The 26,604-nt window shown below is 60.9% G+C and carries 26 protein-coding genes; 11 read left to right on the top strand and 15 right to left on the bottom strand.

The features are described 5' to 3' along the window. The first annotated feature begins 3 nt into the window (after positions 1–3). Genes ACOYXH_RS29050 through ACOYXH_RS29020 form a run of 7 tightly spaced genes read left to right on the top strand, consistent with a single transcriptional unit; the run spans position 4 to position 6,490 of the window. Positions 4–1,221: a type II and III secretion system protein family protein gene (locus ACOYXH_RS29050; RefSeq protein WP_320413849.1), complete on the top strand. Its 1,218-nt coding sequence runs from the start codon at positions 4–6 to the stop codon at positions 1,219–1,221. Then, entirely contained in the window at positions 1,218–2,408 is a 1,191-nt protein-coding gene (locus tag ACOYXH_RS29045; RefSeq protein WP_007914643.1) for an AAA family ATPase, read from the top strand. The genes ACOYXH_RS29050 and ACOYXH_RS29045 overlap by 4 nt, the downstream gene beginning before the upstream one ends. Continuing rightward, positions 2,405–3,673: a CpaF family protein gene (locus ACOYXH_RS29040; protein ID WP_093430272.1), complete on the top strand. Its 1,269-nt coding sequence runs from the start codon at positions 2,405–2,407 to the stop codon at positions 3,671–3,673. Before ACOYXH_RS29045 ends, ACOYXH_RS29040 begins: the two co-directional genes overlap by 4 nt. An 18-nt stretch (positions 3,674–3,691) precedes the next feature. Next, the gene (locus tag ACOYXH_RS29035) at positions 3,692–4,576 is read left to right on the top strand and encodes a type II secretion system F family protein (protein WP_460067005.1); all 885 of its coding nucleotides are present in this window, start codon (positions 3,692–3,694) and stop codon (positions 4,574–4,576) included. Between the two features lies 1 nt (position 4,577). Beyond that, the gene (locus ACOYXH_RS29030; protein WP_095126099.1) at positions 4,578–5,462 is read left to right on the top strand and encodes a type II secretion system F family protein; all 885 of its coding nucleotides are present in this window, start codon (positions 4,578–4,580) and stop codon (positions 5,460–5,462) included. A 22-nt stretch (positions 5,463–5,484) separates the two neighbouring features. Further along, a complete protein-coding gene (locus ACOYXH_RS29025) occupies positions 5,485–6,207 on the top strand; it encodes a tetratricopeptide repeat protein (RefSeq protein WP_095047375.1) in 723 nt (240 codons plus the stop codon). Positions 6,208–6,217: 10 nt separating this feature from the next. Next, complete coding sequence (locus tag ACOYXH_RS29020) at positions 6,218–6,490, top strand: DUF3613 domain-containing protein (RefSeq protein ID WP_095047374.1); 273 nt, start codon at positions 6,218–6,220, stop codon at positions 6,488–6,490. 118 nt (positions 6,491–6,608) lie between these two features. Here ACOYXH_RS29020 and ACOYXH_RS29015 read toward each other — a convergent pair whose 3' ends face one another. From ACOYXH_RS29015 to ACOYXH_RS29000, 4 genes are all read right to left on the bottom strand, one after another. Further along, complete coding sequence (locus ACOYXH_RS29015) at positions 6,609–6,971, bottom strand: DUF6124 family protein (RefSeq protein WP_095126100.1); 363 nt, start codon at positions 6,969–6,971, stop codon at positions 6,609–6,611. Between the two features lie 605 nt (positions 6,972–7,576). Next, positions 7,577–7,939, bottom strand: coding sequence for a DUF6124 family protein (locus tag ACOYXH_RS29010; RefSeq protein WP_095126100.1), 363 nt, complete (start codon positions 7,937–7,939; stop codon positions 7,577–7,579). A gap of 889 nt (positions 7,940–8,828) precedes the next feature. Next, on the bottom strand, positions 8,829–9,617 hold the full coding sequence (locus ACOYXH_RS29005; protein ID WP_116255838.1) for a response regulator transcription factor: 789 nt from the start codon (positions 9,615–9,617) through the stop codon (positions 8,829–8,831). Between the two features lie 126 nt (positions 9,618–9,743). Further along, positions 9,744–10,214, bottom strand: coding sequence for a prepilin peptidase (locus tag ACOYXH_RS29000; RefSeq protein WP_176471323.1), 471 nt, complete (start codon positions 10,212–10,214; stop codon positions 9,744–9,746). 75 nt (positions 10,215–10,289) lie between these two features. On the opposite strand from ACOYXH_RS29000, the gene ACOYXH_RS28995 reads away from it, so the two are divergent. Both ACOYXH_RS28995 and ACOYXH_RS28990 read left to right on the top strand, forming a co-directional pair. After that, positions 10,290–10,733: a TadE/TadG family type IV pilus assembly protein gene (locus ACOYXH_RS28995; RefSeq protein ID WP_095047370.1), complete on the top strand. Its 444-nt coding sequence runs from the start codon at positions 10,290–10,292 to the stop codon at positions 10,731–10,733. Beyond that, a complete protein-coding gene (locus ACOYXH_RS28990; RefSeq protein ID WP_460410146.1) occupies positions 10,730–13,483 on the top strand; it encodes a PAS domain-containing sensor histidine kinase in 2,754 nt (917 codons plus the stop codon). Before ACOYXH_RS28995 ends, ACOYXH_RS28990 begins: the two co-directional genes overlap by 4 nt. On the opposite strand, the gene ACOYXH_RS28985 is transcribed toward ACOYXH_RS28990, so the two are convergent. From ACOYXH_RS28985 to ACOYXH_RS28965, 5 genes are all read right to left on the bottom strand, one after another. Then, positions 13,480–15,468 (bottom strand): pilus assembly protein TadG-related protein, encoded by a 1,989-nt coding sequence (locus tag ACOYXH_RS28985; protein ID WP_258709187.1) that lies wholly within the window; start codon positions 15,466–15,468, stop codon positions 13,480–13,482. The two genes, ACOYXH_RS28990 and ACOYXH_RS28985, sit on opposite strands and share 4 nt — an antisense overlap. 205 nt (positions 15,469–15,673) lie before the next feature. After that, positions 15,674–16,231 (bottom strand): DUF4136 domain-containing protein, encoded by a 558-nt coding sequence (locus ACOYXH_RS28980; RefSeq protein ID WP_095047367.1) that lies wholly within the window; start codon positions 16,229–16,231, stop codon positions 15,674–15,676. Positions 16,232–16,286: 55 nt separating this feature from the next. Continuing rightward, positions 16,287–16,901 carry a DUF4136 domain-containing protein gene (locus ACOYXH_RS28975; protein WP_095047366.1) on the bottom strand — a complete coding sequence of 205 codons (615 nt, stop codon included), beginning with the start codon at positions 16,899–16,901 and terminating at the stop codon, positions 16,287–16,289. A gap of 12 nt (positions 16,902–16,913) precedes the next feature. Next, positions 16,914–17,663 carry a methyltransferase domain-containing protein gene (locus ACOYXH_RS28970; RefSeq protein WP_460410145.1) on the bottom strand — a complete coding sequence of 250 codons (750 nt, stop codon included), beginning with the start codon at positions 17,661–17,663 and terminating at the stop codon, positions 16,914–16,916. Beyond that, positions 17,663–17,965 carry a MazG-like family protein gene (locus ACOYXH_RS28965; protein ID WP_007914625.1) on the bottom strand — a complete coding sequence of 101 codons (303 nt, stop codon included), beginning with the start codon at positions 17,963–17,965 and terminating at the stop codon, positions 17,663–17,665. The genes ACOYXH_RS28970 and ACOYXH_RS28965 overlap by 1 nt, the downstream gene beginning before the upstream one ends. Before the next feature lie 246 nt (positions 17,966–18,211). Between ACOYXH_RS28965 and ACOYXH_RS28960 the strand changes: the two genes are divergently transcribed. Then, a complete protein-coding gene (locus ACOYXH_RS28960; RefSeq protein ID WP_007914623.1) occupies positions 18,212–18,505 on the top strand; it encodes a hypothetical protein in 294 nt (97 codons plus the stop codon). A 159-nt stretch (positions 18,506–18,664) separates the two neighbouring features. Continuing rightward, complete coding sequence (locus ACOYXH_RS28955) at positions 18,665–20,014, top strand: MATE family efflux transporter (RefSeq protein WP_220557554.1); 1,350 nt, start codon at positions 18,665–18,667, stop codon at positions 20,012–20,014. On the opposite strand, the gene ACOYXH_RS28950 is transcribed toward ACOYXH_RS28955, so the two are convergent. The 6 genes from ACOYXH_RS28950 to ACOYXH_RS28925 all read right to left on the bottom strand — a co-directional run bounded on the left by ACOYXH_RS28950 (position 20,008) and on the right by ACOYXH_RS28925 (position 26,603). Beyond that, positions 20,008–20,871, bottom strand: coding sequence for an alpha/beta hydrolase (locus tag ACOYXH_RS28950; RefSeq protein ID WP_095047363.1), 864 nt, complete (start codon positions 20,869–20,871; stop codon positions 20,008–20,010). The genes ACOYXH_RS28955 and ACOYXH_RS28950 overlap by 7 nt on opposite strands. 17 nt (positions 20,872–20,888) lie before the next feature. Then, the gene (locus tag ACOYXH_RS28945; RefSeq protein WP_095047362.1) at positions 20,889–21,683 is read right to left on the bottom strand and encodes a DUF4123 domain-containing protein; all 795 of its coding nucleotides are present in this window, start codon (positions 21,681–21,683) and stop codon (positions 20,889–20,891) included. After that, positions 21,680–23,023: a type VI secretion system Vgr family protein gene (locus tag ACOYXH_RS28940; protein ID WP_095047361.1), complete on the bottom strand. Its 1,344-nt coding sequence runs from the start codon at positions 23,021–23,023 to the stop codon at positions 21,680–21,682. The genes ACOYXH_RS28945 and ACOYXH_RS28940 overlap by 4 nt, the downstream gene beginning before the upstream one ends. 233 nt (positions 23,024–23,256) lie before the next feature. Continuing rightward, positions 23,257–25,170, bottom strand: coding sequence for an arginine decarboxylase (gene speA / locus ACOYXH_RS28935; protein WP_038360569.1), 1,914 nt, complete (start codon positions 25,168–25,170; stop codon positions 23,257–23,259). A gap of 219 nt (positions 25,171–25,389) precedes the next feature. After that, the gene (locus ACOYXH_RS28930) at positions 25,390–25,761 is read right to left on the bottom strand and encodes a translation initiation factor Sui1 (RefSeq protein WP_007914613.1); all 372 of its coding nucleotides are present in this window, start codon (positions 25,759–25,761) and stop codon (positions 25,390–25,392) included. Positions 25,762–26,045: 284 nt separating this feature from the next. Next, a complete protein-coding gene (locus ACOYXH_RS28925) occupies positions 26,046–26,603 on the bottom strand; it encodes an NUDIX hydrolase (RefSeq protein ID WP_460066994.1) in 558 nt (185 codons plus the stop codon). Between the last annotated feature and the right edge of the window lies 1 nt (position 26,604).

The raw sequence follows: 26,604 nt of genomic DNA, 5'->3' as shown, positions 1-26,604 counted from the left end.
GGCATGCAGAGTCGTTTCAGGCCGACATTCAAACCTATGCTGCGCGCCTTGTTATTGATGGGACTGTCGATGGACGCTGCGTTCGCGGCAGTCGGCAATTGTTCGGCACTGGGGCGCATGCCGCCAGTGATCGAAATCGGCGAAGGGTTTCAGCAGGACGTGCAGTCCCCCGTGGCGATCACGCGTCTGGCCATCGGCGACCCGAAAATCGCCGACGTACATGCCAATGGCAGTTCGTCCTTTCTGCTCACCGGCGTTGCGCCCGGTGCCACCAGCCTGATGGTCTGGACGTCGTGTTCAAGCGAACCGCGCCAAAGCATGGTCTTTGTTCAGGGCGCCGCCACTACCGCCATGACCGGCTCCCTACCCTCGGATGACCCGAGCCTGCCGTCGCAAGTGCAGACCGACATTCGTTTCGTCGAAGTCAGCCGCACCAAACTCAAGGAAGCAACCGCCTCGCTGATCGGCACGCGCGGCAACTTTCTGTTCGGTTCGCCCGGCACCTTGCCGCCGATTGACGGGGTGCCGCAGCCCCGCCTGCCAGTGGACAACTCACTGTTCAACTTCTCGTGGGTCGGCGGCAAGACCATGGCGATCATCAATGCGTTGGAAACCAGCGGCTTCGCCTATACCCTCGCGCGGCCAAGTCTGGTGGCGTTGAACGGGCAGAGCGCAAGCTTTCTGGCCGGCGGTGAAATTCCGATTCCGGTGCCCAGCTCCGGCAGCGACAGCGTGTCGATCGAATACAAGGAATTCGGCATCCGCCTGACCCTCACGCCCACCATCATCGGTCGCGACCGCATCGCGCTGAAGGTCGCCCCGGAAGTCAGCGAGCTGGACTTCAGTAACGCCGTACAGATCGCCGGCACCACTGTGCCGGCGCTGACTATCCGCCGCACCGACACCAGCGTGTCGCTTGGCGACGGCGAGAGTTTCGTCATCAGTGGCTTGATCAGCACCACCAACAGCTCGCAAGTGAACAAGTTTCCCGGCCTCGGTGACATCCCGGTGCTCGGCGCTTTTTTCAAAGGCTCGCAGATCAAGCGCGAAGAGCGCGAACTGTTGATGATCGTGACGCCGCATCTGGTGCAGCCATTGGCCGCCGATGCCCAGTTGCCGTCGTTACCCGGGGAAAAACTGCGCAATTACGACCCGAATTTCTACCGCATGTTTTTTCTTGAGAACGGCAATTTCGACAAGCGCAGCGGGTTATCGCAATGAGCCAGAACCTGAGCCAGACCTTTCTCGCCATCACCCGCAACAGCACCGATCTGGAGTGGCTGCAGGGCGCACTCGCGCCGCTCGGTCAGGTAGTCAGCGCCGGCGGCGGCAGCCTCGACGAACTGCTGGCGCTGGTGGATGTCACCTTTGCCAGCCTGGTGTTCGTCGGCCTGGATCGCGAGCACGTGGTCGCCCAGAGCGCGTTGATCGAAGGCGCGCTGGAGGCCAAACCGATGCTGGCGATCGTGGCCCTCGGCGACGGCATGGACAATCAGCTGGTGCTCAATGCCATGCGTGCCGGGGCCCGGGATTTTGTCGCCTACGGTTCGCGCTCCAGTGAAGTCGCCGGGCTGGTGCGGCGCTTGAGCAAACGCCTGCCGCCCGTAGCGCCGAATACGCAACTCGGCGGCCTTACGGTCATGTATGGCGTGCAGAGCAGTTCCGATGGAGCACTGTTGGCCAACCATATGGCCCTGGTGGTGCAAAAGAGCGGTCAGCAAACCTTGCTGCTCGATCTCGGTCTGCCGCGCGGTGACAGCCTCGCCCTGCTCGGGCTGGAAAGTTCGTTTCACTTTGGCGATGCCCTGCGTCACTTGCGCCGGCTCGACGCCACACTGATCGACAGCGCCTTCACCAGCGCCGAAGCCGGCCTGCGCATTCTCGCCTACGCCAGCAACGATGAGCCGTTGGAAAACACCAGCGCCGCCGAGCTGTACATGTTGCTCAGCGCCCTGCGCCAGCACTTCCAGCACATCGTCGTGAACCTCACCGGGCAGACCGACAGCGAGGCGTTGCGCACCTTTGTCAGCCATTGCGACAAGTTGCTCTGGTACACCGACCAGAACGTGCTCAACTGCCGGCGCAACCTCGCCGTGCTCAATCTGTGGCGAGAAAAAGGCATGAAGCTCGACCACGGGCGGCTGCTGATCGACCGTTACTTGAGCAACGTTGCGCCCAATTCGGAAACCCTCGGCAAGACCTTCAATCTGGAAGTGATCGCCACGCTGGCCCTCACTCCAGAAGTGCGCCTGAACGCAAAAAACCAGGGCGTCAGCCTGTTCGAACTGGCCCCGCGCGAAAAACTCACCCAGAGCCTGCGTGCGCTCGGTGAACGTCTGGCCAAACGTTCCGAGGGTCTGGCCAAGCCCAAAGTCACCTGGTTCGACCGCTTGCGAGGCACCTCATGAGCGCAGAAAAACTCTTCGGCGCTGCACCCCGCAGCAGCGGCGGCAACAGCGATCACGAAGGCCTGAAACTGGTCCTGCATCGCTACATCATCGACGCCCTCGAAGAGTCGGGCAAAAACTTGCTGGAAGGTTCACGCCAACAACTCGCACAGTTCGTCACCGACAAAGTCGCCGAGTACATCGCCCGTTTGCACCTGGCGATTTCCCGCTACGAGATGGAGCGGCTAGCCGAAGAGATCGTCGACGAACTCACCGGTTTCGGTCCGCTGGAGGTGTTGCTGCGCGATCACTCGGTGACGGAGATTCTGGTCAACGGCCCGCACCGGGTATTCATCGAACGCGACGGTGTGCTGCACCAGAGTGACCTGCGGTTTATCGATGCCCATCACGTCGAACGCGTGATGCAACGCATCCTTGCACCACTCGGACGACGCCTCGACGAGTCCTCACCGATGGTCGACGCACGCCTGCCCGATGGCAGTCGGGTCAATGCGATCATTCCGCCGATTGCCCTCGACGGCCCCTGCCTGTCGATTCGCAAATTCCGCAAGGACATGCTTAAAAGCAGCGACCTGATCGCCATGCAAACCGTCGACCTGTCGATCTTCGAGTTTTTCCAGGATGCCGTCGGCAAGCGCTGCAACATCCTGATCAGCGGCGGCACCGGCACCGGCAAGACCACGCTGCTGAACATTCTCAGCCAGTTGATCAACCCGCACGAACGTCTGGTGACCATCGAAGACGTCGCCGAATTGCAGCTCGGCCACCCCCACGTGGTGCGCCTGGAAACCCGTCCGCCGAATGCCGAAGGCCACGGTGAAGTGAAGGCCAGCGACCTGATCCGCAATGCCCTGCGGATGCGCCCCGACCGGATCATCCTCGGCGAGATTCGTGGCGTCGAAGTGGTCGATGTACTCACAGCGATGAACACCGGTCACGACGGCTCGATGAGCACCGTGCACGCCAACAACGCCCAGGATGCGCTGCTGCGCCTGGAAACGCTGGTCGGTCTGACGGGCCGTTCCATCGCCGAACGCACCCTGCGCCAGATGATCTGCGCGGCCCTCGACGTGATCATCCAGTTGACGCGCATGCCTGACGGGCGCCGTTGCGTCAGCGAGGTCGTGGAAGTGGTCGGCATTCGCGAAGACGTCTACGTCACCAACACGCTGTTCCGCCTCGACCGCCGCAGCGGTTTCGGTTTCTTGCGCGAAGCCGTCAATCCGGCCGGCGACAAGCTGCGCCACGAGACACATCTGGGCTGACGGCAAGGAGCATCGAGCATGCTGGGACCGATCATTCTCATCGTTATCTGCCTGACGCTGCTGGGGCTGTCGATCCGCCTGTTCCTGCAAGGTCTGCGCAAGACTGCAACGGAAAAAGTCCTCAATCGACTGGCCGCCGGGCAACCGCAACTGGCTGCCGAAAAACCTGTGTGGGTCGGACTGGAACGGATGTTTCTGCGTGCCGGACTGGGCCGCCCGACCGAGCGTTTCGGCCTGTGGCTGAGTCTGTGGGCGCTGGCGATGGCCCTGGGTTATTTTCTCGCCGACTGGGTCGGCCTGCTGCTAATGATCTTCGTACCGCCGCTCGCGCTGCGGCTGTACATCGCCGTGCTCTACCGGCGCCGGATCAAACGCATGATCGAGCAACTGCCGCAGTTGCTTGATCACACCGTGCGTAGCCTGAAGTCCGGGCGCACCCTGAGTGACGCGGTCATGGGCGGCATTGAGGCCAGCGAAGATCCGTTGAAAACAGCCATGGGTCGGGTCCAGCGCAACGTGCAATTGGGCGTGAATTTGCCGGATGCCGTCAGCGACTTTGCCGAACTGTATGAACAGGATGAACTGCGCATGTTCGCCCTCGGCCTGAAGGTCAATCATCGCTACGGCGGCAATGCCAGTGAACTGCTGGAGAACCTGATCAAACTGATCCGCGAACGCGACCAGGGTGCGCGGCAACTGCGCGCCCTCACCGGCGAAACGCGCATGACCGCGTGGGTGCTCGGCTCGTTGCCGTTGCTGCTGGTGAGTTACTTCATGCTGACCAATCCCGGCTACATGCTCGGGATGTGGAACGACGCGAGCGGGCAGCAAATGCTGATCAGCGCTGCCGTGTTGCAAGTGTTCGGCAGCCTGGCGCTGTGGCGCATGTTGAGGAGCGTCTGACATGGTCTGGCTCGCGGCACTGATGTTGCTGCTCGGCGCCTTGATGCTGGTGATCAATCACCTGCTGATGGAGCGGCGCCGGGTGCGTCAGATCAATCAGCGCCTGCAAGGACAACTGGTGCGCGAGAATCGCTTCGGCAACTGGTTGCGCGCACTGGGCAGCAGCAAATTCGGCCAGCGTTCGGTGAGCATCGACAGCGAAACCCAAACCCTGCTCAACCGCATCGGCTGGCGCCGGGCCAATGAACGCGCGCTTTTTGCGGCCTGCCAGATCGGCACGCCGCTGCTAACGTTGGGTTTGGCAATTTTTCTGCAAGAGGTGTTTTTCCCCCAGGCTGACAACCGCTGGATCGTGCCGATGCTCGCTACCGGCGGCGGTTATCTGCTGCCTAAACGCTTGCTGGCCTACGCGGCGGCACGCCGGCAGCAAACCATCGCCGTGGAGGTGTCGACGTTCATTCCGCTGCTGCGCATCCTTTTCGAATCCGGCATGGCCGTCGAACAAGCCCTGCGGGTACTCAGCATTGAAGCGCAAAAACTGCTGCCGGAACTGACCAGCGAACTGCGCCTGATTCTGGCCCGTGTCGACAGCGGCCTGGAACTTGGCCAGGAGTTGAACAAAGCCGCGGTGATGCTCGCCGTGGACGAATTCAGCGACACCTGCGTGATCCTGCAGCAACTGATTCAACAGGGCGGCGGCGCGATGAAATCGCTGCTGGCGCTCAAGCAACTGCTCGATGACCGACGCCTGACCCGCCTGCAGGAATACATCTCGAAAATGTCGGCGAAGATGTCTGTAGTGATGATGCTGTTTCTGTTTCCGGCACTGCTGATCGTCCTCGCCGGCCCCGGCTTCACTGCGATTGCCCGGGCGTTCGCAAACTGACCTTGCTCATGGAGAGCGTTTGATGAAAGTACTGATAGTCATGGCAAGTCTGTTGCTGCTCGGCGGTTGCGCCACCGACGGCCAGGCACCCTGGACAGCACTGCTGTCACCGAGCAGTTGCAGCAAAATGACTCAGGAGCAGGAACTGGCCCTGAACCTCGCCGACAACCTGGCCAACGACGGCAAGTTGCACGCCAGCCTGGCCAACCTGCAAAGCCTGCCGGACAACATCAGCGAAGTGCGCCTGCGCAAAGCCAAGGTCTATCGTCTGCTCGGCCGTAGCGAAGCCGAGCCGCTGTACCGCGGCCTGCTCGGCGGCTGCCTGACCGCCGAAGCCGAACACGGCCTCGGTCAGCTCTACGCTGCTCGCGGCGACAACGGCCAGGCCCAGGCCCACCTGCAACGCGCCGCCCGCCTGGCCCCCACCGACGAAAAAATCCGCAACGACCTGGGCGTGGTCTATCTCAATCAACTGCGCCTCAACGATGCGCGCTTCGAGTTCCTCACCGCCATCGAACTCAAGCAGAACAATCAATTGGCGACACTGAACATGGTCACCCTGCTGCTGTACCAGAACGACTGGCCACAAGCCGCCGAAATCGTCAGCCGCGCGAAACTGACCCCGCAACAATTCACCGAAGCCCAGCAACGCGCAGAAAAACTCAAAGCCCCGGTCAAGGCCAAACCCGCCACCAGCAATCAAGTGGCCGCCGTCGCTGACCCGTTGCCGCCATCGCTCAAATAAGGAGACAGCCATGCATCCCTTCAAAGGCCTGTGCTACCTGACCCTGCTCAGCCTGCCCCTCAGCGCCACCGCCATCGACGCCGGCCCCGCCTCGGCGCAACAACAGGAAACCGAAGGCTGGCTGGTCCTGCAAAGCCGTAACAAAGCCGCCTCGCCAAAACCCCAAACGGCGACCGCGACCGAACGTGATCTGGCGATGCAGCGCTGGTTGAAGAAGTACAAATACGAGATTCCGGATTTTTATGATCCGGATGCGGGTGGGAAGATCGAGAGCAAGAATTAGTGAGGCGGTGACCTTGCGAGCGCTTTCGCGAGCAGGCTCGCTTCCACAGGTGGATTGCATTTCCAAATGTGGGAGCCAGCCTGCTGGCGATGAACGATGACGCAGTGTGCCTGCCGGATCAGGTCTGCGGATCCACCCGATCCAGTGCCCGGTTTACCGCCAGCTCGGCCAGCATGATGATCTGCTGAATCGCCAGCGCGGTATTGCGCTCCGGCCGACCCAACTGATCGGCAAAGTTACCCGCCAGCGTATTGGCCGAAGCCAGGGATTCGCAGGCATGGGCGAGCAGGCTTTCGGTATCGATTTTCGGATGGATGAGGAACATCGTGGTGGGTTGGTGGGGTTTCGCGGGTTCGGGGCAGAGGTAGAAATCGAGGGCGCGTTTGATGGCCTCGCGGTTCTTGACGAGGTCGTCGGCGCGGATAGCTTCTTCGAGTGGGGTCGTGGGTTCGGTGGGTGGGTCGGGGATCAGTTTGTCCATAACAACTCCTACTTGGCTGAGGAGCCAACCTTTGTCGTTTCCACACGACAAAAGGTGGCAGCTGTACGCAGGGTGGAAAACCGATAAGTAGGCAACCGGCCAGACCGAAGCCTGCCCGCGCACAGCCGCCGCGACACAGTTTGCAGACGAAAGAAGACGCCGACAATGATTGCGGTAGCGATGCAACGCATCTACTTGAAATTCAGGTTTCCACACCCGGTCGCTGAATTGGCAGCGACAGCCAAAGACTAGAGAGCGCACGTCCGACGGACAACCTGAAAACCGTGTGGGAAGGTTCCGGTTATCTGGTACAAATTTAAACAGCCAAAAGCCAACCCTCACCCTAACCCTAACCCTCTCCCAGAGGGAGAGGGGACCGACCGAGTTGTCTGGGAGAGCTACGCCGACGTGAAATATCGAGTCGAACTCAGGCTTTGAAAAACACACAAATCGGCCCCCTCTCCCTCGGGAGAGGGCTGGGGTGAGGGGCGAATCCAACGCAAATCAGAAGCCGCCTCCCCTGTGCTCTACCACAGCTGAAATGCATTTCAAAATGTAGGAGCGAGCCTGCTCGCGAAGAACGATGACGCGGTGTGCCTAGCGGGTCAGGTCTGCGGATCCACCCGATCCAGTGCCCGGTTTACCGCCAGCTCGGCCAGCATGATGATCTGCTGAATCGCCAGCGCGGTATTGCGTTCCGGGCGGCCCAACTGATCGGCAAAGTTACCGGCCAGTGTGTTGGCCGAAGCCAGGGATTCGCAGGCATGGGCGAGCAGGCTTTCGGTATCGATTTTCGGATGGATGAGGAACATCGTGGTGGGTTGGTGGGGTTTCGCGGGTTCGGGGCAGAGGTAGAAATCGAGGGCGCGTTTGATGGCCTCGCGGTTCTTGACGAGGTCGTCGGCGCGGATAGCTTCTTCGAGTGGGGTCGTGGGTTCGGTGGGTGGGTCGGGGATCAGTTTGTCCATTGAAACAACTCCAAAGTCTTTGCCGCCACCCACTGCCATTCTCACGGGGCAAAAGGTGGCAGCTGTATGCGGGGTGAGAATACCGGTTATGGACACCCGGCCAGACCGAAGTCTGCCCGCACACAGCCGCCATGACACATTGCAGACAGCAGACAAGCTGGCGGCGATTATGCGTGCACAGAAACTGGATGACCATAAATTGCCGGGTTCTCACACCCGATCGCTGAGTGTTCAGCGACAGCCAGAGACTAGAGAGCGCACGTCCGACGGACAACCTGAAAACCGTGTGGGAAGGTTCCGGTTATCTGGCACAAATTTAAACAGCCAAAAGCCAACCCTCACCCTAACCCTCTCCCAGAGGGAGAGGGGACTGACCGAGGTGTTTGGGAGAGCTACGTCGACGTGAAAGACCGAGTCGAATTCAGATACTGAAAATCACCAGATCAGCTCCCTCACCCTCGGGAGAGGGCTGGGCGGGCGGTGTTCCGATGAGGGGCAAATCCACCACAAAACTAAAGCCGAACACCCGCTCTTCACCACTCAATAGGCCGAGTGTCAGCTCGCCTGCTTTTGATCTTGGAGCCCGTCGGCAGGCTGAGTAGAGGGATTGATCCGGGGGTAGGCGCGCAGCGCCGTTCGACGAAGTCGAACACATCGAAAGGAGGTGCAGCGAAGCAAACCGGAAGCGATGCCCCCGGATCGATCCCGGAGCGAAGGAACCCCGAGCCCCAGCGAGCGGGCCGAACGTCAGGGCGCAGACCTTTTGGTTACTTTTGGGGCGTTTGCCAAAAGTGACCCGCTGTAAGAGCGGAACCGTCAGCGGCAACCCCCGCAGCAACGGATATTCACCCAAAACCCCAAGAGCATGGTCGGCCCAAAGGCCGCCAAGTCAATGCGCCGTAACCCGCTGCCGCAAAGCAGAAGCACTAGGCGACAAAGCCAAAGCCAACTGCGTCCGATTATGCATATGCGTCAACCGCAACACCTGAGAAACATAAAGCTTCACCGTGTTCTCGGTAATCCCCAACTCACAGGCAATCTGATAATTGGTCTGCCCCTTGCCCACCAACCGCGCCACATCCAATTGCCGCGGCGACAACTGATTGAAAATCTCCGGCATCTCCTGAGCCTCAGCCTCGACAGGCTCACCGCCCAACACATCACGAACCACCGCCGAAGGACTACGCCGCACCTTGTCCAGATCCTGATAAAGGTCATCAATCGACTCAGACAGATACTGCAACTTCTGATTCAAATGCCCCAATTGCAGATTCTTCTGCCGCTCCTGCAGCGCCGCCTCCTGACGCCGCACCCCGTCGAGCAACTCATCCAGATCAATCGGCTTCTGATAATAATCGGCAATCCCGGCACGCAATGCCTTGATCACATCCTGCTTGTCGGCACGCCCAGTGAGCATGATCGCCTCAAACACCCGACGCTTGCCCGCCAAACGCTGCAACGCCTGAATCAGTTGAATGCCATCCATGTCCGGCATGTGCAGATCACTCAGCACCAGACCGATTTCCGCGTCCTCACTGAAACACTCGATCGCCTGCAGACTGGATTCGCACGGCACACAGCGATAACCATTGCTTTCAAGAAACTCGCACAGCTCCTCCACGATCAACGGCTGATCGTCGACCACGAGGACTTTTACCGCAGACGTAAGCTTGTTCACGTGCTACTCCATGTCCCAGGCCAAAGCTGACCATTCCTGTACTGTCAGCCTTTGGCTGTATAACCAGTTCATTTGAAAGTAGACGTACTTTCCGACTATGTACATAGAACTAGTGGCGCTTGGCGACTAGTGGATCCAAAGCATAACGAGCACTGCACCGACCAGCACGAACGGTGCAAATGGCAGCTTTTTTGACATGCCGGGGGCCAGATATCGCAGACGTTCTCTAAGCCCTTGACTCATATGGAGCCAGACTCTTGGCGCCAGCAGCATCCAGATCAGGCTGGCGACGCCCGCACCGATAAATACGCCAAGAATAAACAGACCGTCCGTCGCAAGACCGAGGGCTGTCATTAATTTCACATCGCCGGCGCCCATACGGCCCATGAAAAAACCCGGCAGGGTCAGCGCCAGCGCGATCAGGCAGGCCCAACCGCCCTGCTCCGCCTCAGCGCCCAACCAAGTGTTGCCGGTCCACAACAGATAGATCAGCGCCAGCGCCGCCGCACCGAGCGTCAGCCCATTGGCAATGCGTCGCTGGCGGGCATCTTGCGCCGCGCACAGGCCCAGCCAGATCAGGAGGAGAAAACTGTACATCCGGTAAAAACCGTCCATTTTTGCGGAATGATTCTATGCTGAGACTACGCAGTGACAGTCAGGGTAGACGCACTCATGAAAACCGGCTTTCGCAAGTCGCAAAAAGGTGCGGTGGCGATTGAGTTCGCCTTGGTGTTCATCATCTTTTTCGCCGTGTTTTACGGCCTGGTCAGTTACAGCCTGCCCTTGGTGATGATGCAATCGTTCAATCAGGCCACGTCCGAAGCCGTGCGCCGCAGTGTCGCGGTCGATCCCAACACACCCAACTATTCAACCGTGGTGATCAACACCGCGAATGCCACGCTGACCCAGCAATTGTCCTGGATTCCGCCGGTCTTCAACCTAGTGATCGGCGTTGATACCAACACCCAATACAGCGCGTCAGGCCTGCTGACGGTGCGCGTGGATTATCCGGTCAGCAAGTTGAATCAGGTCATGCCGTTTCTGGTGCTTCCGGTGGTTGGTACAGTGCCCAATCTGCCCACCTATCTGACCGCCAAATCGAGTCTGCAATTTTGACGTCGGGGGACAAGCTCTTCGGGCGCTTGCTCAAACGCACACCACCCGCCGCCCACGAGTTGCCCGACCCACTCGGCTCACCCGCGACAGGCTTGCACCTGTACCTGAATGACGACGGTGACGTGCTGCAAATGGCCGGGCCGCTGCGGCATCTGCTGGCGCAGTTCAAACCTCAAGATCAACCCTTGCCACTCAGCACTTATTTGCTGCCCCACAGCACACTGACCATCGAAGGTCGGCCACGGGAGTGGCAGGGGCTCTTGCTGGATCTCGACTTCTGCGGCCTGGGCGAGCAAACCGTGCACCTGCGTGGCTGGGTACAGCCGCTGGGCGACGGCTGGCTGATGCAGTTGATCGACATCGCTGACTTGCTGCTTGAACGCCAACAATCGCGTCAGCGTGATGCCTGCCAATTGATCGCCGGGCAGGTCAGCGAACAGTTACGCGCCTGCAGCCAAGTGCGTTTGCCGGTGATCGTCAGCGAACAATTGCAAATGATCGCCCAGCGCTGGCATATCCCCTGTCTGGCGCTGGCCTTGCTCGATGATGAGCAACAGGGCTGGCAAATCCATCGCCAGTATCGCGCCCACGATGCGCCGGATCTGTGGCATGACGGGCAGCGCCTGGGCACGCCATTGGACAGCCTTAACGGTGCCGCGCCGCAACGCGTCGGCGCGCAGCATGGCCTCGATGAACATTCGCGGGTGCAGGCCCTGTTCGGCAGTGCCGAAGGTTTCGCGGTGCCGTACAGCGATGAGCGCGGTGTGGTGGCCTGGCTGCTCTGCGGTTTTTATCCCGTGGACAGCGTTGCGCCATACCTGAGCGAGCGCGACTGGATGACGCTGGCCGGCGCGCTGGCCGGGCCGTTGCTCGGCCGCCTGCGCGAACAGCAGCATCACTTGCAACTGGAGCGCATCGAAGCGCTGCAAACCCTGTTGGGTGCAGGCTGGTGGGAGATTTTGGCAGGCGACAAGCACATTCAACTGGCACCCGCGCTGGCGGCGGTCTTGAACGTGAACCCTGGCGGATTACCGCTGGAAGACTGGCTGACGCAAATCCATCCCGCCGACCGCGACGAGTTGCGCAGCCGTCTGCAAGCCTTGCAACAACACGGCGAAGCCCTGACGTTATCGGTACGCCTGCGCGGTGGTAATAACGAGCAGGCGCCCACGTGGTATCGCGTGCAGGGCCAAGTGATTGGCAACGGCACGCAACGGCGGTTGGTCGGTTTCATGCTCGACATCAGCGACATCCAGAACCAGCAACAACGGGCTGCCGCCGCGCATGCACGGCTGGACAACCTGATCGCCAGTTCGCCCGCGGTGATTTACGTCCAGCACTACCACGAAGGTGCACTGATCCCGGCGTTCTTCAGTGCCAGCCTGCAACCCTTGCTGGGGTGGAACCTTGAGGACTGCAGCGACGGCGCTCTGGTCGAGATGATCCATCCCGAGGATCGCGATGTGTATTTCGCCCGCAGCCGCCAGTTGCTGCGCGAAGGTTCGGTGCGCAGCCGTTATCGACTGCGCGACCGTCGCGGCGAGTATCACTGGTTGCTCGATGAAGCCCGTCTGCTACGCAATGACCTCGGCCTGCCGGTCGAAGCGGTCGGTTTGTGGCTAGACGTCACCGAGGCGACCCTGGCAGCCGAACAGGTGAAAAAGAGTGAAGAGCGCTATCGGATTCTGGTGGAAGACTCGCCGGCAATGATCTGTCGCTATCGCCCGGATCTGATTCTGACCTTTGGCAACCGGCCGTTGGCGAAGTATCTGGAATGCACGCCGGAGGAACTGCCAGGGGTCGATCTGGGCAGCTGGATGTCCGAGGAACAACGTACTGCGTTCGTCCAGCGTCTCGCTGCACTGACCGTGGAGCAACCGGTGAGCACCGCGGAAATCAGCCTGCAACTGCCCGGCAGAGAACATGCCTGGTGGGTGTGGTCCGATCGCGGCGTGTTCGATGAGCACGGCCAGTTGATCGAAGTGCAAGCGGTGGGCCGAGACAACACCGAGGTGCGCCGCTCGCAACAGCAACTCACACAAAGCGCGAAAATGGCCACCCTTGGCGAAATGGCCACCGGCCTCGCCCATGAAATCAATCAGCCGCTGAACGTGATGCGCATGGCCATCGTCAACGTGCTCAAGCGCCTGGGCAACGGCGATGTGCAGGTCGATTACCTGACCGACAAACTCAACCGCATCGATGCGCAGGTACAGCGTGCAGCGAAAGTCGTCGATCACATGCGCGTATTCGGCCGACGTTCGGAGATCGAGCAGCAACTGTTCAACCCGGCCTCGGCCATCGAAGGCACGCTGTCGCTGCTGGCCGAAGGCATGCGCGGCAAAGGCGTGGACTTGCGCATCAGCGAGACCGCGTTCGAGGTTCAGGTGCGTGGCTACGTCGATCAGCTTGAACAAGTGTTGATCAACCTGATGGTCAATGCGCGCGACGCGTTGCTGAGCAAACGCGAGAAGGATTCATCTTTCAAACCGTGGATTTCGATCTATGCCGAACGCGATGAACAGTGCGTGCGCCTGTGGGTCGAGGACAACGGGGGCGGCATCGATCCGCGTTTGCTGGAGCGGATTTTCGAGCCGTTTTTCACCACCAAACCCATCGGCGTCGGCACCGGGCTGGGGCTGTCGGTGAGCTACGGCATCATCGACAACATGGGCGGCGAGTTGAGCGTGCGCAACTCGGTCGAGGGCGCGCGGTTCTGCATCGAGTTGCCGGTTGCCGTGGACGCCTAGATCACCAGATAGGCCTTGCCGGTCTGGCCGCAGGTCATGTTGGCACCGACGTCGACATCCATCAGGTTAATGCCCAGGCCTTTGAGCAGGTTGTTCAGCAGCGGGTCGAGCAACGGGCTGACCAGGTTGGTCACCACCGGCAGCAGTTTGCTGGTGACATCACTGATCAACGAGGCAACGCCGGTAACAACGGCCCCCAATGGATTGCTGCCCTGGGGTTTGTAGACGATCAGGTTGATCCCCGCGAGGGTGTTCGACAGGCTGCCGACGATGTTGTTGGTCGGTACGGCGGGCAGCACGCTCGGTAGCAATTTGAGGTTGGCCGGGGTGGCGAACGGTGTGCCGCTGGAGAACACCAGATCCTGGGTGTTTTGCGCGACGCTGGTGTCGAGCATGATCGCAATGCCGCCAGCGCCGTATTGAATATGGGTGGAGGGGTCGCAAGTTCCGATGCCCAGAATCTTGTGGCACGTGACGATTCCCAGGTCAACCAACGGTAATGGCGTGACAGTCGGTTCGGCGGCCGAGGAAAAGGCGTTGGCAGGGTCGATCTTGCCGAGTTTGAGGTCGGCAATGGATGTGATGGTGTGGGCAGTCAGGCTTTTCGTGCCTGTTGTCCCGGTTGGGCAGCTGTAATCGGTGACATAGCTTTTCGCGCCACCAGCATCCAGGCTGATGTCAATTTCGGGGGATGGCAATAGGAGTGGGTCGAGTTGCTGGCAACCGGCGCAGGCGACCGAACTCAGGACTGCTACCAGATTCAGACTCAGGACCGCATTGAGCGTCGGCGTCAGTCCCGCGACCAATCCCAACACCGCATTGGTCAGCCCCGTGACCCCGGACAGCACCGGCAGGCTCACCGACAACATCGTGCGCACCTGCGCCGTACGCACATAAATCCGGTCCGGCCCGGTCGGATTGACCTTGGCCCGCGCCGGATCGCCAATGGCGGAAAACTGCGGCGGCTCGATCACTTTCACCCGCACCGTGACATTCGCCAGCCCGAGCACGCTGATCGGCAACGTCGCCGCCACCGCACTCTTGCTGTTGGCCAGTTGCACCACGCCCTGAATCAGTTGCAGCAGTTGCAGATTGGCGTCCAGCCCTGCTGCCGTGGTCCCGGTCTGCAATTGCAGGATGTCACCCAGTTTGACCGGCGCCGCGTTGATCGCGGCCACCTGCAATTGGCCCAGCGCAGTGATCACCTGGGCGGTCGCACCATTGAGTTGCACCACCGTCGCGGCGGCCTGAATCAGTTGCGTCACCGTGGCCTGGGTATTGAGCAACTGCGTGTAGTTGCCGGCCGCGACGTTGAGATTGATCGCCAACTGATCAAGGTATTTCAGTAAGTTGATATCAGTGTTCAGCAGGCCGTCCCAGCCCAGTGCCGTGAGATTGACGTTACCACCGAGCAGCCCGGAAAACAGCGGATTGAGGATGTTCGACTGGGCTGTATCGATGCTCGTCAGCGTGCTGCGAATATTCAGTTGGGCGACCGTTGGCTGCGGTTTGGCGGCAACCGCCGAGGCGTTCAGCGTGGTATTGAGACTGACCGGTGTGCCGCTGAACAAGGCCTGTACACCACCGGCAAAACTGGTGGTCACTGTGCGACTGGCGACGACTTTGACCGCAGCCATTTGCGTAGCATCCACGGCGAACGTGCGCAAACCGCTGGCGGCAGTCACCAGGGTGCCGCACGTGGTGGCGAGGGTGTTGCTGGCGTCGACAACGTAGCCGTTGCGCACGGCGCTTTGCCCGGCGTAACTGGCGGCGCTCAGGCCCGGCAGGCAATCGCCGCCACGACTGACGGCCTCGAGGGCGGCGTTGTCCACCACCCGCTGCAATTTGCGTTGTTCCATGTACAAGCGGCCGGTGTCGACCACCAACAGCAGCATCACCACCGCCAGACTGAGGGTGGCTGCCGCCATCAAGCCAATCGCCCCGCGCTGCCGGGCCGGGCTGGTGAATCGCGAACGAGGCGACATGGCGCACTCCTTTGCCGCAAGCTCCATTGGTGCAACTGAGTGTAGACGCGCAATCCCCCGTAGGAGCTGCCGAAGGCTGCGATCTTTTGATCTTGGCCTCTAAAAAGCAAAATCAAATGATCGCAGCCTTCGGCAGCGCCTACAGGGGGTCGTCGCAGGGCCAAAAAAATGGGAACTCAAGGGCTCCCGTTTTTCCTGAACAGATTCAGCGCGGTGGATAGTTGGCCAGAATCCGCCCGACCGTCTCGCGGATGGCATTGCTGCGATCCTGCGGATTCGGCCGGCTGGCGAGCATCTGCTCATCGCTGCCGCGCCACACCAGTTTGCCGTCCTTGCCGTCGAGCAGGTCGATCTGGATGGTCGCGACCTTGTAGGTGATGTTGCGCGTTTCGTTGTACATCGGTGCGCCCCAGTAACCATTCCACGGGCCACCCCAACCACCGCCGTAATTGGTCGTCACTTGTTGCTGACGATCTTCGACAATCAGATAGGTCTGCACACTCAAATCACCCTTGGCCCCCGCCGCCGCAGGACGCAAACCACGCTGGTCGAGCTGATCGGCGACGGCCTGGCGGATGCGCTGTTCGGTCAGGTCGCTTTTGATTCGTGGATCATCGGGGCGATATTGCAGGGCGGGGTCTTTCCAGCTCCAGCTGCGATAGGCGGCAAAGTCGCGGCTGGCATCGAAGTCGTGGTTGACCTGGTTGGCGGCGCAGGCGCTGAGCAGCGCGGCCATGGCCAGTAAAGCGAGACGGCGGAACATGGTTTTTCTCCGGTTGAAGACATGAACCTGCGGCAGCTTCCCCGTTGGCAGAAAGCTAACTCGGAGGATACGCCGACATGGCCTTTTCCACAGCTTCGCGGATCGAATCGGTGCGATCGATTTCGCTGCCCTTGTTCGCGGTTTCGGCACTGGCACTCCAGACCGGTTGCCCGCTGCCGGCATCGAACAGATTGACCTGCACTACCACGACCTGCTCCGAATACGTGCGCACGATCGGCACCGTGTTGTACATGCCGTAACCGCGGCCGTAGCGATCATAGCCGCCGTATCCGCCGCCGTAATAACCGTAGTCGTCCTGGACCTGCCGCAAACGCGTTTCCAGCCGCAGATCGGCGCTGACCAACAGGTCGGCCGGGCGGTTGTCGTGCAACGGTCGCAAACCGCGCTGATCGAGGGCATTGCTCACCGCTTCGGCCACTTGCGCCGAGTCCGCCCACGCCGTACCCGGCGGCAACTGCCCGTTGAGCCAGGCCCAACTGCGATAGCGTCCGTAGTCACGCGGTGGCGCCGGGTAAGCGCTACGGTCGAAGGTGGTGGCGGCTTGCGCTGGCGCCGGCGGCAGGGGCCGCGACTGCGCCACGTAGGGGTTGCTGCCCTGGCAGGCAGCCAACCCCAGACAGATCAGCAATAACCCGGATTGAGCTTTCATGTCGCGCTCCGATCAGATCGGCCGGCAGATCCAGTGCAAGTAGCGCCCAAGCCCGGCGAAGCTTGGGTGACGGCGGTGAGTGAGCTCCATCTCGAGCAAATCCGCGAGTTCGGCGCGGGCCTGGAATTCCACCGGCATGTAGTCGTGGAAAACCCGGATCCCGCTCTGGGTTTCGACCTGCCACAAGCCTTCGAGTTGCGTTGCCAATTCCCGTGGATCAAGGGGCTGTTGCGGGGTCAGGCTCTGCTTTTCCCCGGCCATGCTGTTCTTGCGCATTTTCTTGAAATGGCCTTTGAGCAGGTTGCGGTAGATCAGCGCGTCGCGATTGTAGAACGCCAGCGACAACCAGCCGTCGGGTTTGGTGAGTTGATGCAGCACCGGCAGGATCGCGTGAGGCTCGGCGAGCCATTCGAGCACGGCGTGGCAAATCACCAGATCGTAAGGTTCAGTGAGTTGCCCGAGCAGTTCCTGCCACGGCGCCTGGATGAATGTTGCGGTTTGCCCGGCGTCGGCGAAGCGCTGGCGCGCACCGTCGAGCATCGGTGCGGCGGGCTCGGTGAAGGTTACGTCATGGCCGCGCTCGGCCAGCCACAGCGACATGTGGCCGAGGCCGCCGCCAATGTCGAGCACTCGCAACGGACGATCCGGCAGTGCCTCGATTAGGTCGGCCTGCAACACCGCGAGGCGAATCGCGCCTTTGGCACCGCCATAGATTTTTTCGGCGAACCGCGTCGCCAACTGATCGAAATGCCGGTCGCTCATCAGCTGAACCGCCGTTCGCTGTCGGCAAGCTTGGCGCGCACCACTTCATTCATGTCCAGGCCCAACTCGCTGCACAGCAGCAACAGATACAACACGATATCGCCGACTTCCTGCCCGGCGTGGGCGAGTTTGTCGGCGGGCAACTGGCGCGACTGGTCTTCCGTCAGCCACTGGAAGATTTCCACCAGTTCGGACATCTCGACACTGGCCGCCATGGCGAGGTTTTTCGGGCTGTGAAATTGCCGCCAGTCATTGCGGTCGCGAATGGCGTGCAGGCGTTCGGTCAGTTCAACAAGGTTCATCGGGCTCTCCTGAAGGCGTATAGCTTCGGGGGGATACCCACCAAAGGCAAGCGGCGCAGGTGATCTAATGTGGGAGCGAGCCTGCTCGCGAAAGCGGTGTGTCATTCAAACCCATCAATTATCTGATCCACCGTATTCGCGAGCAGGCTCGCTCCCACACAGAATGGGTGCAAACCTTCTATCATGCAGGGAACTCGGCCACCCGCGTTGTGGCCCAAGGCTCAGCTCTTTCATCAGGATGCACACATGCAGGTAGAAAGCTTTTTCGAATGGCTCGGGCAGGCGCTCGGTTCGGTCATCCGCTTTATCGTCGATGGCCTCAGTGGCTTGTTCAACATTCTGAGCAATGCCGGTGGCAACTTTGTCGACGGGCTGGCCAAAACCCTGGGCATGGACACCTCGATCATCAGCATCATCGCCCTGATTGTCGGATTGATGCTGTTGTGGTCGGCGATTCGCGCGTTCATGAATGCGTCGATCATTGCCGGGATCATCTGGTTGTTGCTGGGGTTGTGGTTGCTTAGCTGGATTATTCACTAGCGCCACAAAACCTTGTAGGAGTGAGCCTGCTCGCGATAGCGGTGTGTCATTCGAAGCTGTTTTGACTGAACGGACGCTATCGCGAGCAGGCTCACTCCTACAGTGAATCGCGTTTCAGGCCAGAGGAATCGCTACAATGCCGCTCCCCAAGGAGCCCGCATGTCCACTCTGATCGCCGACTGGCGCGACCGCCCGACGCACCGCAAGGTCTGGGCACTCGCCGCGCCCATGATTCTGTCCAATATTTCCGTACCGTTGGTGGCGCTGGTCGACAGCACCGTCATCGGCCACTTGCCCCACGCCCATCAATTAGGCGCGGTGGCGGTCGGTGCCAGCCTGTACACCTTTCTCGCCTGGGCCATGGGCTTTCTGCGCATGGGCACCACCGGGTTTGCCGCGCAAGCCGCCGGGCGCAGCGACGGTGCGGCGTTGCGGCAGATTCTGTTGCAGGGCTTGCTGCTGGCGATGGGACTGGCGCTAGTGCTTGGCACTTTGGGTGTGCCGCTGAGTGGTGTTGCGTTGCACTTCATGCAACCGTCGGCGGAGCTGGATCAGCTCACTCGGGACTTCTTCCACACGCGGCTGTTCGGCCTGCCAGCGGCGCTGGCCAGTTATGCGCTGGTCGGCTGGTTCCTCGGCACACAGAACGCCCGGGCGCCGCTGGCGATTCTGCTGACCACCAACCTGATCAACATCGTCCTCAATCTGTGGTTCGTCATCGGCCTGGACTGGGGCGTGGTCGGTTCGGCGCGCGCCTCGGTGATCGCCGAATGGAGCGGCGCCCTGCTCGGCCTGCTGCTGACCCGCAAGGCGCTGCGCGCGTACCCCGGGCACATCGCTTGGGCAGCGCTGAGAATCTGGCAGAGCTGGCGCCCGTTGCTGGCGGTCAACCGCGATATCTTTATCCGCAGCCTGGCGCTGCAATCGGTGTTTTTCCTGATCACCGTGCAAGGGGCGCGACTGGGTGATTCGACGGTGGCCGCCAACGCGCTGCTGCTCAATGGCTTGCTGCTCACCGCGCATGCGCTGGATGGTCTGGCCCATGCCGTCGAAGCCTTGTGCGGACACGCCATCGGCGCCCGTGATCGTCTGGCCCTGCGTCGCTCGCTGGTGGTGGCTGGCGGCTGGTCACTGATCGCCAGCCTCGGCTTCGCCATGCTGTTCCTGCTGGCCGGGCACTTGTTCATCGAGATGCAGACTGATATCCAGAGCGTGCGCGACACCGCGTTCGTCTACCTGCCCTACCTCGCCGTGCTGCCGCTGATTGCAGTCTGGAGCTACCTGCTCGACGGTTTGTTCATCGGCGCCACCCGCGCGCGGGAAATGCGCAACGGCATGCTGATCACCGTGGTGCTGTTATTGCCGTTCGCCTGGGCGCTGCAAGGTCTGGGCAATCACGGGCTGTGGATATCTTTTCTGCTGTTCATGGTGTTGCGTAGCCTGACCCTCGGTGCGCAAGCCTGGTGGCTCAAGCGCAACGATGGCTGGTTCAGTGGCGGCGTTCACTGACTCGGCGTGTGGGCGATAAACCCGACCACCTGATCGAGCACCGGCGCCAGACGCCGCAACGGCCGCGACAGGGTCGCTACCAAGGTTATGTGGCTGGGCCGCGAGTAATACAAATCCTGCGCCGGCACACCGGCCTCGCGCAGCTTGCTCGCAAGGCCACCGGTGTTGCGCGTCGGGTTGACCAGATCATCCCGGCTTGCCGCAATCAACAGCGCAGGCGGTGCGCCGCGACTGACATGGTTGATCGGCTGCGACTGCGGCGGTGAATCCGGCCAGAAGAACACCGGACGCACCTCGGGATTCTTGATCGGCAGAAAATCATACGGCCCGGCCAGACCGATCCAGCCTTGTACATCCCTGGGCGACATGCCCACCGCCGCGAGCCATTCGCTGTCCAGCGCGAGCATTGCCGCGTTGTACCCGCCCGAGCTGTGTCCCATCAGATACAAGCGCTGCGGGTTGCCGGAAAACTCGTGGATATGCGCTTTGGTCCATGCCACCGCACGCGCGCCGTCTTGCAGGAACAGCGGATAGCGCACCTGTGGATACAAACGGTAATCCGCCACCACGGCAACAATCCCTCGGGATGCCAGCGCTTCGCCGACAAAGCGGTAGTCGACGCGCGAACCGCTGTTCCAGCTGCCGCCATAGAAAAACACCACCACCGGCGCGCCGGGCATCGGCTGATGCGGCACATACACGTCGAGCTTCTGCCGAGGATCGTCGCCATAGGCGATGCCCACGGTTTTGGCGTACGTGCTGTCCGGAGTCAACGCATTGAGCACCTGCACCGGCGAACAACCGCCCAGCACCAGCAGCAACACGATCCCCCACCCTTGCCGGAATAAACCTGCCATACGCGCCGAACCTCGCCTCAGGACTGATCGCTGCGCCACTGGCGCCGTACATGGTCAAGCCGCTGCTGCTGGGTCAGCCCCACCGGCGGTGGCACCAGCACGGCTCGCGGATGCAGCAAGCGTAGCCATAACCAGCCATCGAGCACGGTGCGGTCGCTGAATCCCAGCGTCAGGCCTTGATGCACATGGGAGGCCATCGTCGCGTAATCGGTTCCCAGCGATTGGCACCAGCGCCAGATATGCTGCTCCAGCAAGCAGGTTTGCAGGCGTTCGCGCTGGCGCCGGGTCAGGCTTTCTTCGATGCTCAGCGGCTCGACGGCTAGCCCCGGGTTGCGCAACTGCTGCCAGCCCAGACTGCCAATCGCCCGGTCGGCCCAAGTGCCACCGAACCAGCGCAGTTGACGGATCGGCCCGAGCCAGCGGCTCAGCTCAGCAGCATCGCAGGCATCGAAAAAATAGCTCGCGGTCTGCCGGTTGTAATAGCTGAGCAAAGCCCGGTGATTCAATCCAAACGACACCGTGAGCATGCGCTGCAAGTGACTCAGCAGTTGTTGCGCCGAAACCTCACTGCCCAGCAACAGCCCGCGCCAGGTGTTTGGGTCGCTGTGACACAACGCAGCCAATGCCGGGCAGTCACGCAGCTCGATCAACACCGGGCCATGCTCGCTGACCGGTTCGAACTCAGTGCCTTCGAACAGGCTGAAACACTGCACACCGGCAAAAGCCCGGTGCAGGGTCAGCAAGGCCTGCGGTGCATCCGGGCCATCGAGCAGCAGCCACTGCGCCATGGGCTCAAGCGCCGCGCCATTCATGTTGCGCCGCTCTGTTCAAGCGCGGTGACCAGTCGGCAACTGCACACCGATTGAGAGCAATGGTTGAAACTGCCGCCGCCGGGGATCAGGCACAACAGCAGCAACGGTTCACCGCAAGTCAGCAGTTGCTGCAAGCCGTCACTCACCAGGCTGTCGGGCAGAGGCAACGGCAGGTCATCATCGGTGTCGACAACGGCGGATGGCGGCTGCAGCACACCGCTGATCATCGGCTGATCCGGATCCCCCTCGAAGAAACTCACAACCACCTCGACACCCTCGCTCAGCGCCGCCATGGACACCTGCGCCAGGGACGGCGCAAGCGGTAGCCAACAATGACTCGGAGCGGCCCCTTCGCCCTGGTAGAGCCAGTCGAATTGCACCGCCACCGGGCGCATCCGGTCAGGCTGCGGTTCATCGACCGCCACCACCCAGGCCCGTTGCAGGCTGTGCATGCGTAGGCGCGATGGCGCTGTAGCCGATGTGTACGGCACTTGCACCGTGCCGAACAGGCGGTTGACGTAGGGAGGTTCACGGGATGGATCGGCGCGATGTTCAATGCGTGTCAGCAACCACGGCCGATTGCATTCAGCGAAGGGATGACCGGCCAACCGCAGCCAGTGACCGCTGCGCAACGCTGGCAGTTCACTCTGGCCTTCAGCCCGTTGCACACCCGATAAACTGGTCTCAATTGCACTTTGCAATTGCCATTGCCGCAACGCGGGAGACGTATCTTGCCCGTCGTCCCCGCGCGGATACTGCGCGGCACCGGCCACGGGTAACTGCGCCGGATCATCGGCGAACACCAGGCAATGCCGGTCGCGATCGTGTTCAAAGTAATAGTGAATCCGCGCCTGCGCGCACAAGCGCTGGAGCAGTTGCAGATCGGACTCGCGATACTGCGTGCAGAACGTCCGGGCCGGGTAGCCGGCAGACAGATCGAAGCGGCACTGGGCGCCGGCAATCCCGTGCTCCCTGAGCACTTGTTCGATGATCTGCGGCACCGAACGGCCACTGAAGATGCGTTGACTGAAGCGCAGCGCGAGGCAACCGAGTTTCGGCCCCAGACGGATCCGGCTCAATCTCGAACCCTCTGCGTGTTCATGCTGGACAAGGCTCTGCAATTGCCCGTGCACGCCCTCCCCCGACGGCCCGAAACAGAGGAACGCCGAACGGTATAGCAGGCCGGCGAGATCCAGGTGCGGATCGTCGATCAACACATCGATCTCGAACGCAAAGGATTCGCTGAGGGCTTCGCTACCGGTAAAGGCCAGGACTTCGAAAGGGTCGGACAGGCCCGCTACATCGAGACGAAAGGACGACTCGTTGACTGGTTCGAACATGGGCGGATCTCTACAGGAGGGGCGGTCGGGGATTCTCGCCGAGAGCCATGGCCGAGTAGAGAGCTGAAGTACAACTTAGGAAATGACCTACGCGAAAAGCAGACCGGATGACTTTGCTGGCCAGGAATGCCATGGATTTCGCGAAGATTTTGGGAGATATCCCACCGGGTCATCCGAATTTTCCGCCACGCTCAGGAAAAATTCAGACAACCCGGCAAGATCGCCACCTGGCCTCAGGAAGACAGGTAGGAGGAGCGGGTCAGGCCCAGACGCAAGGCATCGAGAAATTGCGTGCGCTCGCTGGCACTGATGCGGGCACTGGCGCACTTGTCGCGGTAGTGAGTCATCAGTTCTTCCGGCGACAAGTGCACGTAACGCAGCATGTCTTCGATGGTGTCGTGGGTCTCGATACCGGCGTGGTACACGCTGCCATCGGCGTTCTGGTAGATGTTCACCGAGTCGGTGTCACCAAACAGGTTGTGCATGTCGCCGAGGATTTCCTGATAGGCGCCAACCAGGAACACGCCCAGCAGGTAGTCTTCGCCTTCATTCAAACCGTGTACCGGCAGGCTGGTTTCGATGCTCTGCTCGTCGACGTACTGATTGATCTTGCCGTCGGAGTCGCAGGTCAGGTCTTGCAGCACCGCGCGACGCAGCGGCTCTTCATCGAGACGGTGCAGCGGAATGATCGGCAGGACCTGATCGATTGCCCAGGTGTCCGGCAGGCTCTGGAACACCGAGAAGTTGCAGATGTACTTGTCGGCCAGCTTGTCGTTGAGTTCGTCGAGCACTTGGCGGTGCGAACGCTGACGGGCTTTCAGCGAGTTGTGCAGGCGACGGCAGACGGCGAAGTAGCACTGCTCGGCCAAGGCTTTTTCAGCCAGGGTCAGCTTGCCATCGGCGTATTGCGCGGCAACGTCGCTCATGTAGTGGGTGGCGCGCCAGTAGGTTTCGGTGACCATTTCGATGTCGGTCGGGCCGAGCAGGTCAACCAGCCACTGCACGGTTTCCGGCAGCGACTCTTTGTTTTCGATCTGCGGGATCTCGTCGTTGTGCTTCTCGACGTCGGTTACCTGCACCACCAGCATGGCGTGGTGCGCGGTCAGCGAGCGGCCGCTTTCGGAGAAAATGTGCGGATGCGGCAGGCTCTGCGCGTCGCAGAATTCCTTGAGCATGCCGACCACGACACCGGCGTAATCGTCCATGTCGTAGTTGATCGAGCTGGCGTTGCGCGAGTGCGTGCCGTCGTAGTCGACGCCCAGACCGCCGCCGACGTCGATGTGATCGACCGGCAGACCGAGATTGCGCAGCTCGCCGTAGTAACGGATCGCTTCCTTGAAGCCGTGCTGGTAGTCAGCCAGGTTGGCGATCTGCGAGCCCATGTGGAAGTGCAACAGGCGAATGCCCTGATCCAGGCCAGCCGCGCGGAAACGCTCGACCACCGACAGCAGTTGTGCTGCCGACAGACCGAATTTGGATTTCTCGCCACCGGTGTCCGCCCACTTCGACGACGCCAGCGACGACAGACGCACGCGCAGGCCGACCTGTGGCTTGACCTTGAGCGAGGCGGCTTCTTCGATCACCAGACCGACTTCGGATTCTTTCTCGATAACGATGAAGACATTGTGGCCGAGCTTCTGGCCCATCAGCGCCAGACGGATGAACTCGCGGTCCTTGTAACCGTTGCAGACGATGGTGCCGCCCTTCGGCGCCAGCGCCAGCACGGCCAGCAGCTCAGGCTTGGAGCCGGCTTCCAGACCGATGGAGACGTCCTGGGTGGCGATGATGTTCTCGATCACCGCTTCTTGCTGGTTAACCTTGATCGGGTACAGCGCGGTGTACTTGCTCTGGTACTCCAGGCGCTCGATGTTCGAATCGAAGGCACCGGTCAACTGACGGACGCGGTCTTGCAGAATGTCGGGGAAGCGAACCAGCAACGGCAAGGACAAACCGCTTTTGCGCAGTTGGTCGACTTGTTCGAACAGGTCGATAGGCGAGCTGCTCGGACCGTTCGGACGAACTTCGACGCGACCGGCGTCATTGATCGCGAAATACCCGGCCCCCCAATGGCGAATCCCGTAAACACTGCGGCTGTCCGCAACTGTCCATTGGCTGCCATCGTCTTTGCGTGTGCGTCGTACGGACATCGAAGTCCCCTATAAAGAAGTCATAGTGCGTCGCCTGATCTCAGGCCGGCGCATTCTAAAGAATGAAAATGACGGTTTGTCAGCGCGGCGGTAGACCGCACTGACTGCGTGGAGTTTAGAAACCGGTCATGAACAGGCTCTGTGAAAACCATGGAGACGACGCCGGATCTGAAGTGTTTCAGCGCCGGATCAAGCCGCAGGTGGTTTTCACAGAGGCTGCTAGCCGCCGGACTTCTTCGCTTTGAAACCGTGCTTGATCAGCTCAGCCAAGAGTAGCTCGACATGATCGCCCTGGATTTCGATGATCCCGTCTTTCAACGCGCCGCCGGTGCCGCAACGTTTCTTCAACGTTGTCGCCAGCTCCTTGAGCGCGTCTTCGGCCAGTGGCACGCCGGTGATGGTAGTCACCGTTTTGCCGCCACGGCCCTTGCTCTCGCGTCGCACGCGGGCAATGCCGTCGCCAGCCGGGATCACGGTTTGTTTGCAGATACAGGCGTCCACCGGCTTACTGCATTCCGGGCAATGACGACCTGCGTCGGTGGAAAATACCAGGCCGCCCAGGGCGGCGAAGGATGCGGCTTTTTTGGCCACCGGCAATCCTCTCGGGAGGACAAAGACTGATCGCGACCTTGGGCAAGGTCATCGACCGCGAAGCCCCACTCAGGCAGGGGCAGCGCTACTGCACCGATAAAGCGCCAAATGTAGGAGCTGTCGAATGAAACGAGGCTGCGATCTTTTGATTTCGACGCCAAAACAAAAAATCAAAAGATCGCAGCCTGCGGCAGCTCCTACAAAAAGCACTCGCGGTGCAGCTTGAAAAGGTCGCGCAGTGTAACGGCAAAAATCCCGATTGCTAAGTGCCAATCGGCGCCAATTTATGTGTTCTTTGCGACGTCGCTTTGTTGCGCCTTGAGATAGCGCTTCAATGCGGCCAGAGAGTCCGGGCAATAAGGCTCCTGCTGGATTTCCTGCAGCACCTGCTCGACCGGAATAAAGCGCGCTTCCAGCACCTCTTCCGGTTGTAGTTTCAACGGGCCGTCCCATACGGCAGAAAACGCCGAGCACCACAGGCGATTGCCGGTGTCCTCAAAATAGAAATGGTCATGAGCCGTCAGTTCGACGCCGCTGACGCCCAATTCCTCTTCCAGTTCACGGGCCGCTGACTCGGCGTAGGTTTCGTCTGCCTGGACCATGCCGCCCGCCGCGACGTCCCAGTAGCCGGGATAAATCGCCTTGCTCAAGGTGCGCCGGTGCACGCACAGCTCACCGGCGGAATTGAACAACATGATGTAGGTGCCACGGCCAATCAGTCCGCGCTCGCGCAAATCGGCGCGCACGAGCGCGCCGAGCAGGTTGTCCTGCTCATCGACCCAGGCGATCTGTTCGGCATCCGAGGCGGCGCGATGGGCCGCCTCTTTGGCGTTGTGGCTCATG

This window comes from Pseudomonas sp. Mb7 (assembly GCF_054790525.1).
This window is presented reverse-complemented; position numbering and strand designations above follow the sequence as displayed.

Excerpts from the sequence above, each read along its gene's own strand:
- ACOYXH_RS28970 (WP_460410145.1), bottom strand. The coding sequence starts at position 17,663 with ATGAGCGACCGGCATTTCGATCAGTTGGCGACGCGGTTCGCCGAAAAA.
- ACOYXH_RS29050 (WP_320413849.1), top strand. The coding sequence starts at position 4 with ATGCAGAGTCGTTTCAGGCCGACATTCAAACCTATGCTGCGCGCCTTG.
- ACOYXH_RS28955 (WP_220557554.1), top strand. The coding sequence starts at position 18,665 with ATGTCCACTCTGATCGCCGACTGGCGCGACCGCCCGACGCACCGCAAG.
- ACOYXH_RS28950 (WP_095047363.1), bottom strand. The coding sequence starts at position 20,871 with ATGGCAGGTTTATTCCGGCAAGGGTGGGGGATCGTGTTGCTGCTGGTG.
- ACOYXH_RS29025 (WP_095047375.1), top strand. The coding sequence starts at position 5,485 with ATGAAAGTACTGATAGTCATGGCAAGTCTGTTGCTGCTCGGCGGTTGC.
- ACOYXH_RS28995 (WP_095047370.1), top strand. The coding sequence starts at position 10,290 with ATGAAAACCGGCTTTCGCAAGTCGCAAAAAGGTGCGGTGGCGATTGAG.
- speA (WP_038360569.1), bottom strand. The coding sequence starts at position 25,170 with ATGTCCGTACGACGCACACGCAAAGACGATGGCAGCCAATGGACAGTT.
- ACOYXH_RS28985 (WP_258709187.1), bottom strand. The coding sequence starts at position 15,468 with ATGTCGCCTCGTTCGCGATTCACCAGCCCGGCCCGGCAGCGCGGGGCG.
- ACOYXH_RS29020 (WP_095047374.1), top strand. The coding sequence starts at position 6,218 with ATGCATCCCTTCAAAGGCCTGTGCTACCTGACCCTGCTCAGCCTGCCC.
- ACOYXH_RS28925 (WP_460066994.1), bottom strand. The coding sequence starts at position 26,603 with ATGAGCCACAACGCCAAAGAGGCGGCCCATCGCGCCGCCTCGGATGCC.
- ACOYXH_RS28965 (WP_007914625.1), bottom strand. The coding sequence starts at position 17,965 with ATGAACCTTGTTGAACTGACCGAACGCCTGCACGCCATTCGCGACCGC.
- ACOYXH_RS28980 (WP_095047367.1), bottom strand. The coding sequence starts at position 16,231 with ATGTTCCGCCGTCTCGCTTTACTGGCCATGGCCGCGCTGCTCAGCGCC.
- ACOYXH_RS29045 (WP_007914643.1), top strand. The coding sequence starts at position 1,218 with ATGAGCCAGAACCTGAGCCAGACCTTTCTCGCCATCACCCGCAACAGC.
- ACOYXH_RS28960 (WP_007914623.1), top strand. The coding sequence starts at position 18,212 with ATGCAGGTAGAAAGCTTTTTCGAATGGCTCGGGCAGGCGCTCGGTTCG.
- ACOYXH_RS29015 (WP_095126100.1), bottom strand. The coding sequence starts at position 6,971 with ATGGACAAACTGATCCCCGACCCACCCACCGAACCCACGACCCCACTC.
- ACOYXH_RS28975 (WP_095047366.1), bottom strand. The coding sequence starts at position 16,901 with ATGAAAGCTCAATCCGGGTTATTGCTGATCTGTCTGGGGTTGGCTGCC.
- ACOYXH_RS29000 (WP_176471323.1), bottom strand. The coding sequence starts at position 10,214 with ATGTACAGTTTTCTCCTCCTGATCTGGCTGGGCCTGTGCGCGGCGCAA.
- ACOYXH_RS29035 (WP_460067005.1), top strand. The coding sequence starts at position 3,692 with ATGCTGGGACCGATCATTCTCATCGTTATCTGCCTGACGCTGCTGGGG.
- ACOYXH_RS28945 (WP_095047362.1), bottom strand. The coding sequence starts at position 21,683 with ATGAATGGCGCGGCGCTTGAGCCCATGGCGCAGTGGCTGCTGCTCGAT.
- ACOYXH_RS28940 (WP_095047361.1), bottom strand. The coding sequence starts at position 23,023 with ATGTTCGAACCAGTCAACGAGTCGTCCTTTCGTCTCGATGTAGCGGGC.
- ACOYXH_RS29010 (WP_095126100.1), bottom strand. The coding sequence starts at position 7,939 with ATGGACAAACTGATCCCCGACCCACCCACCGAACCCACGACCCCACTC.
- ACOYXH_RS29030 (WP_095126099.1), top strand. The coding sequence starts at position 4,578 with ATGGTCTGGCTCGCGGCACTGATGTTGCTGCTCGGCGCCTTGATGCTG.
- ACOYXH_RS29040 (WP_093430272.1), top strand. The coding sequence starts at position 2,405 with ATGAGCGCAGAAAAACTCTTCGGCGCTGCACCCCGCAGCAGCGGCGGC.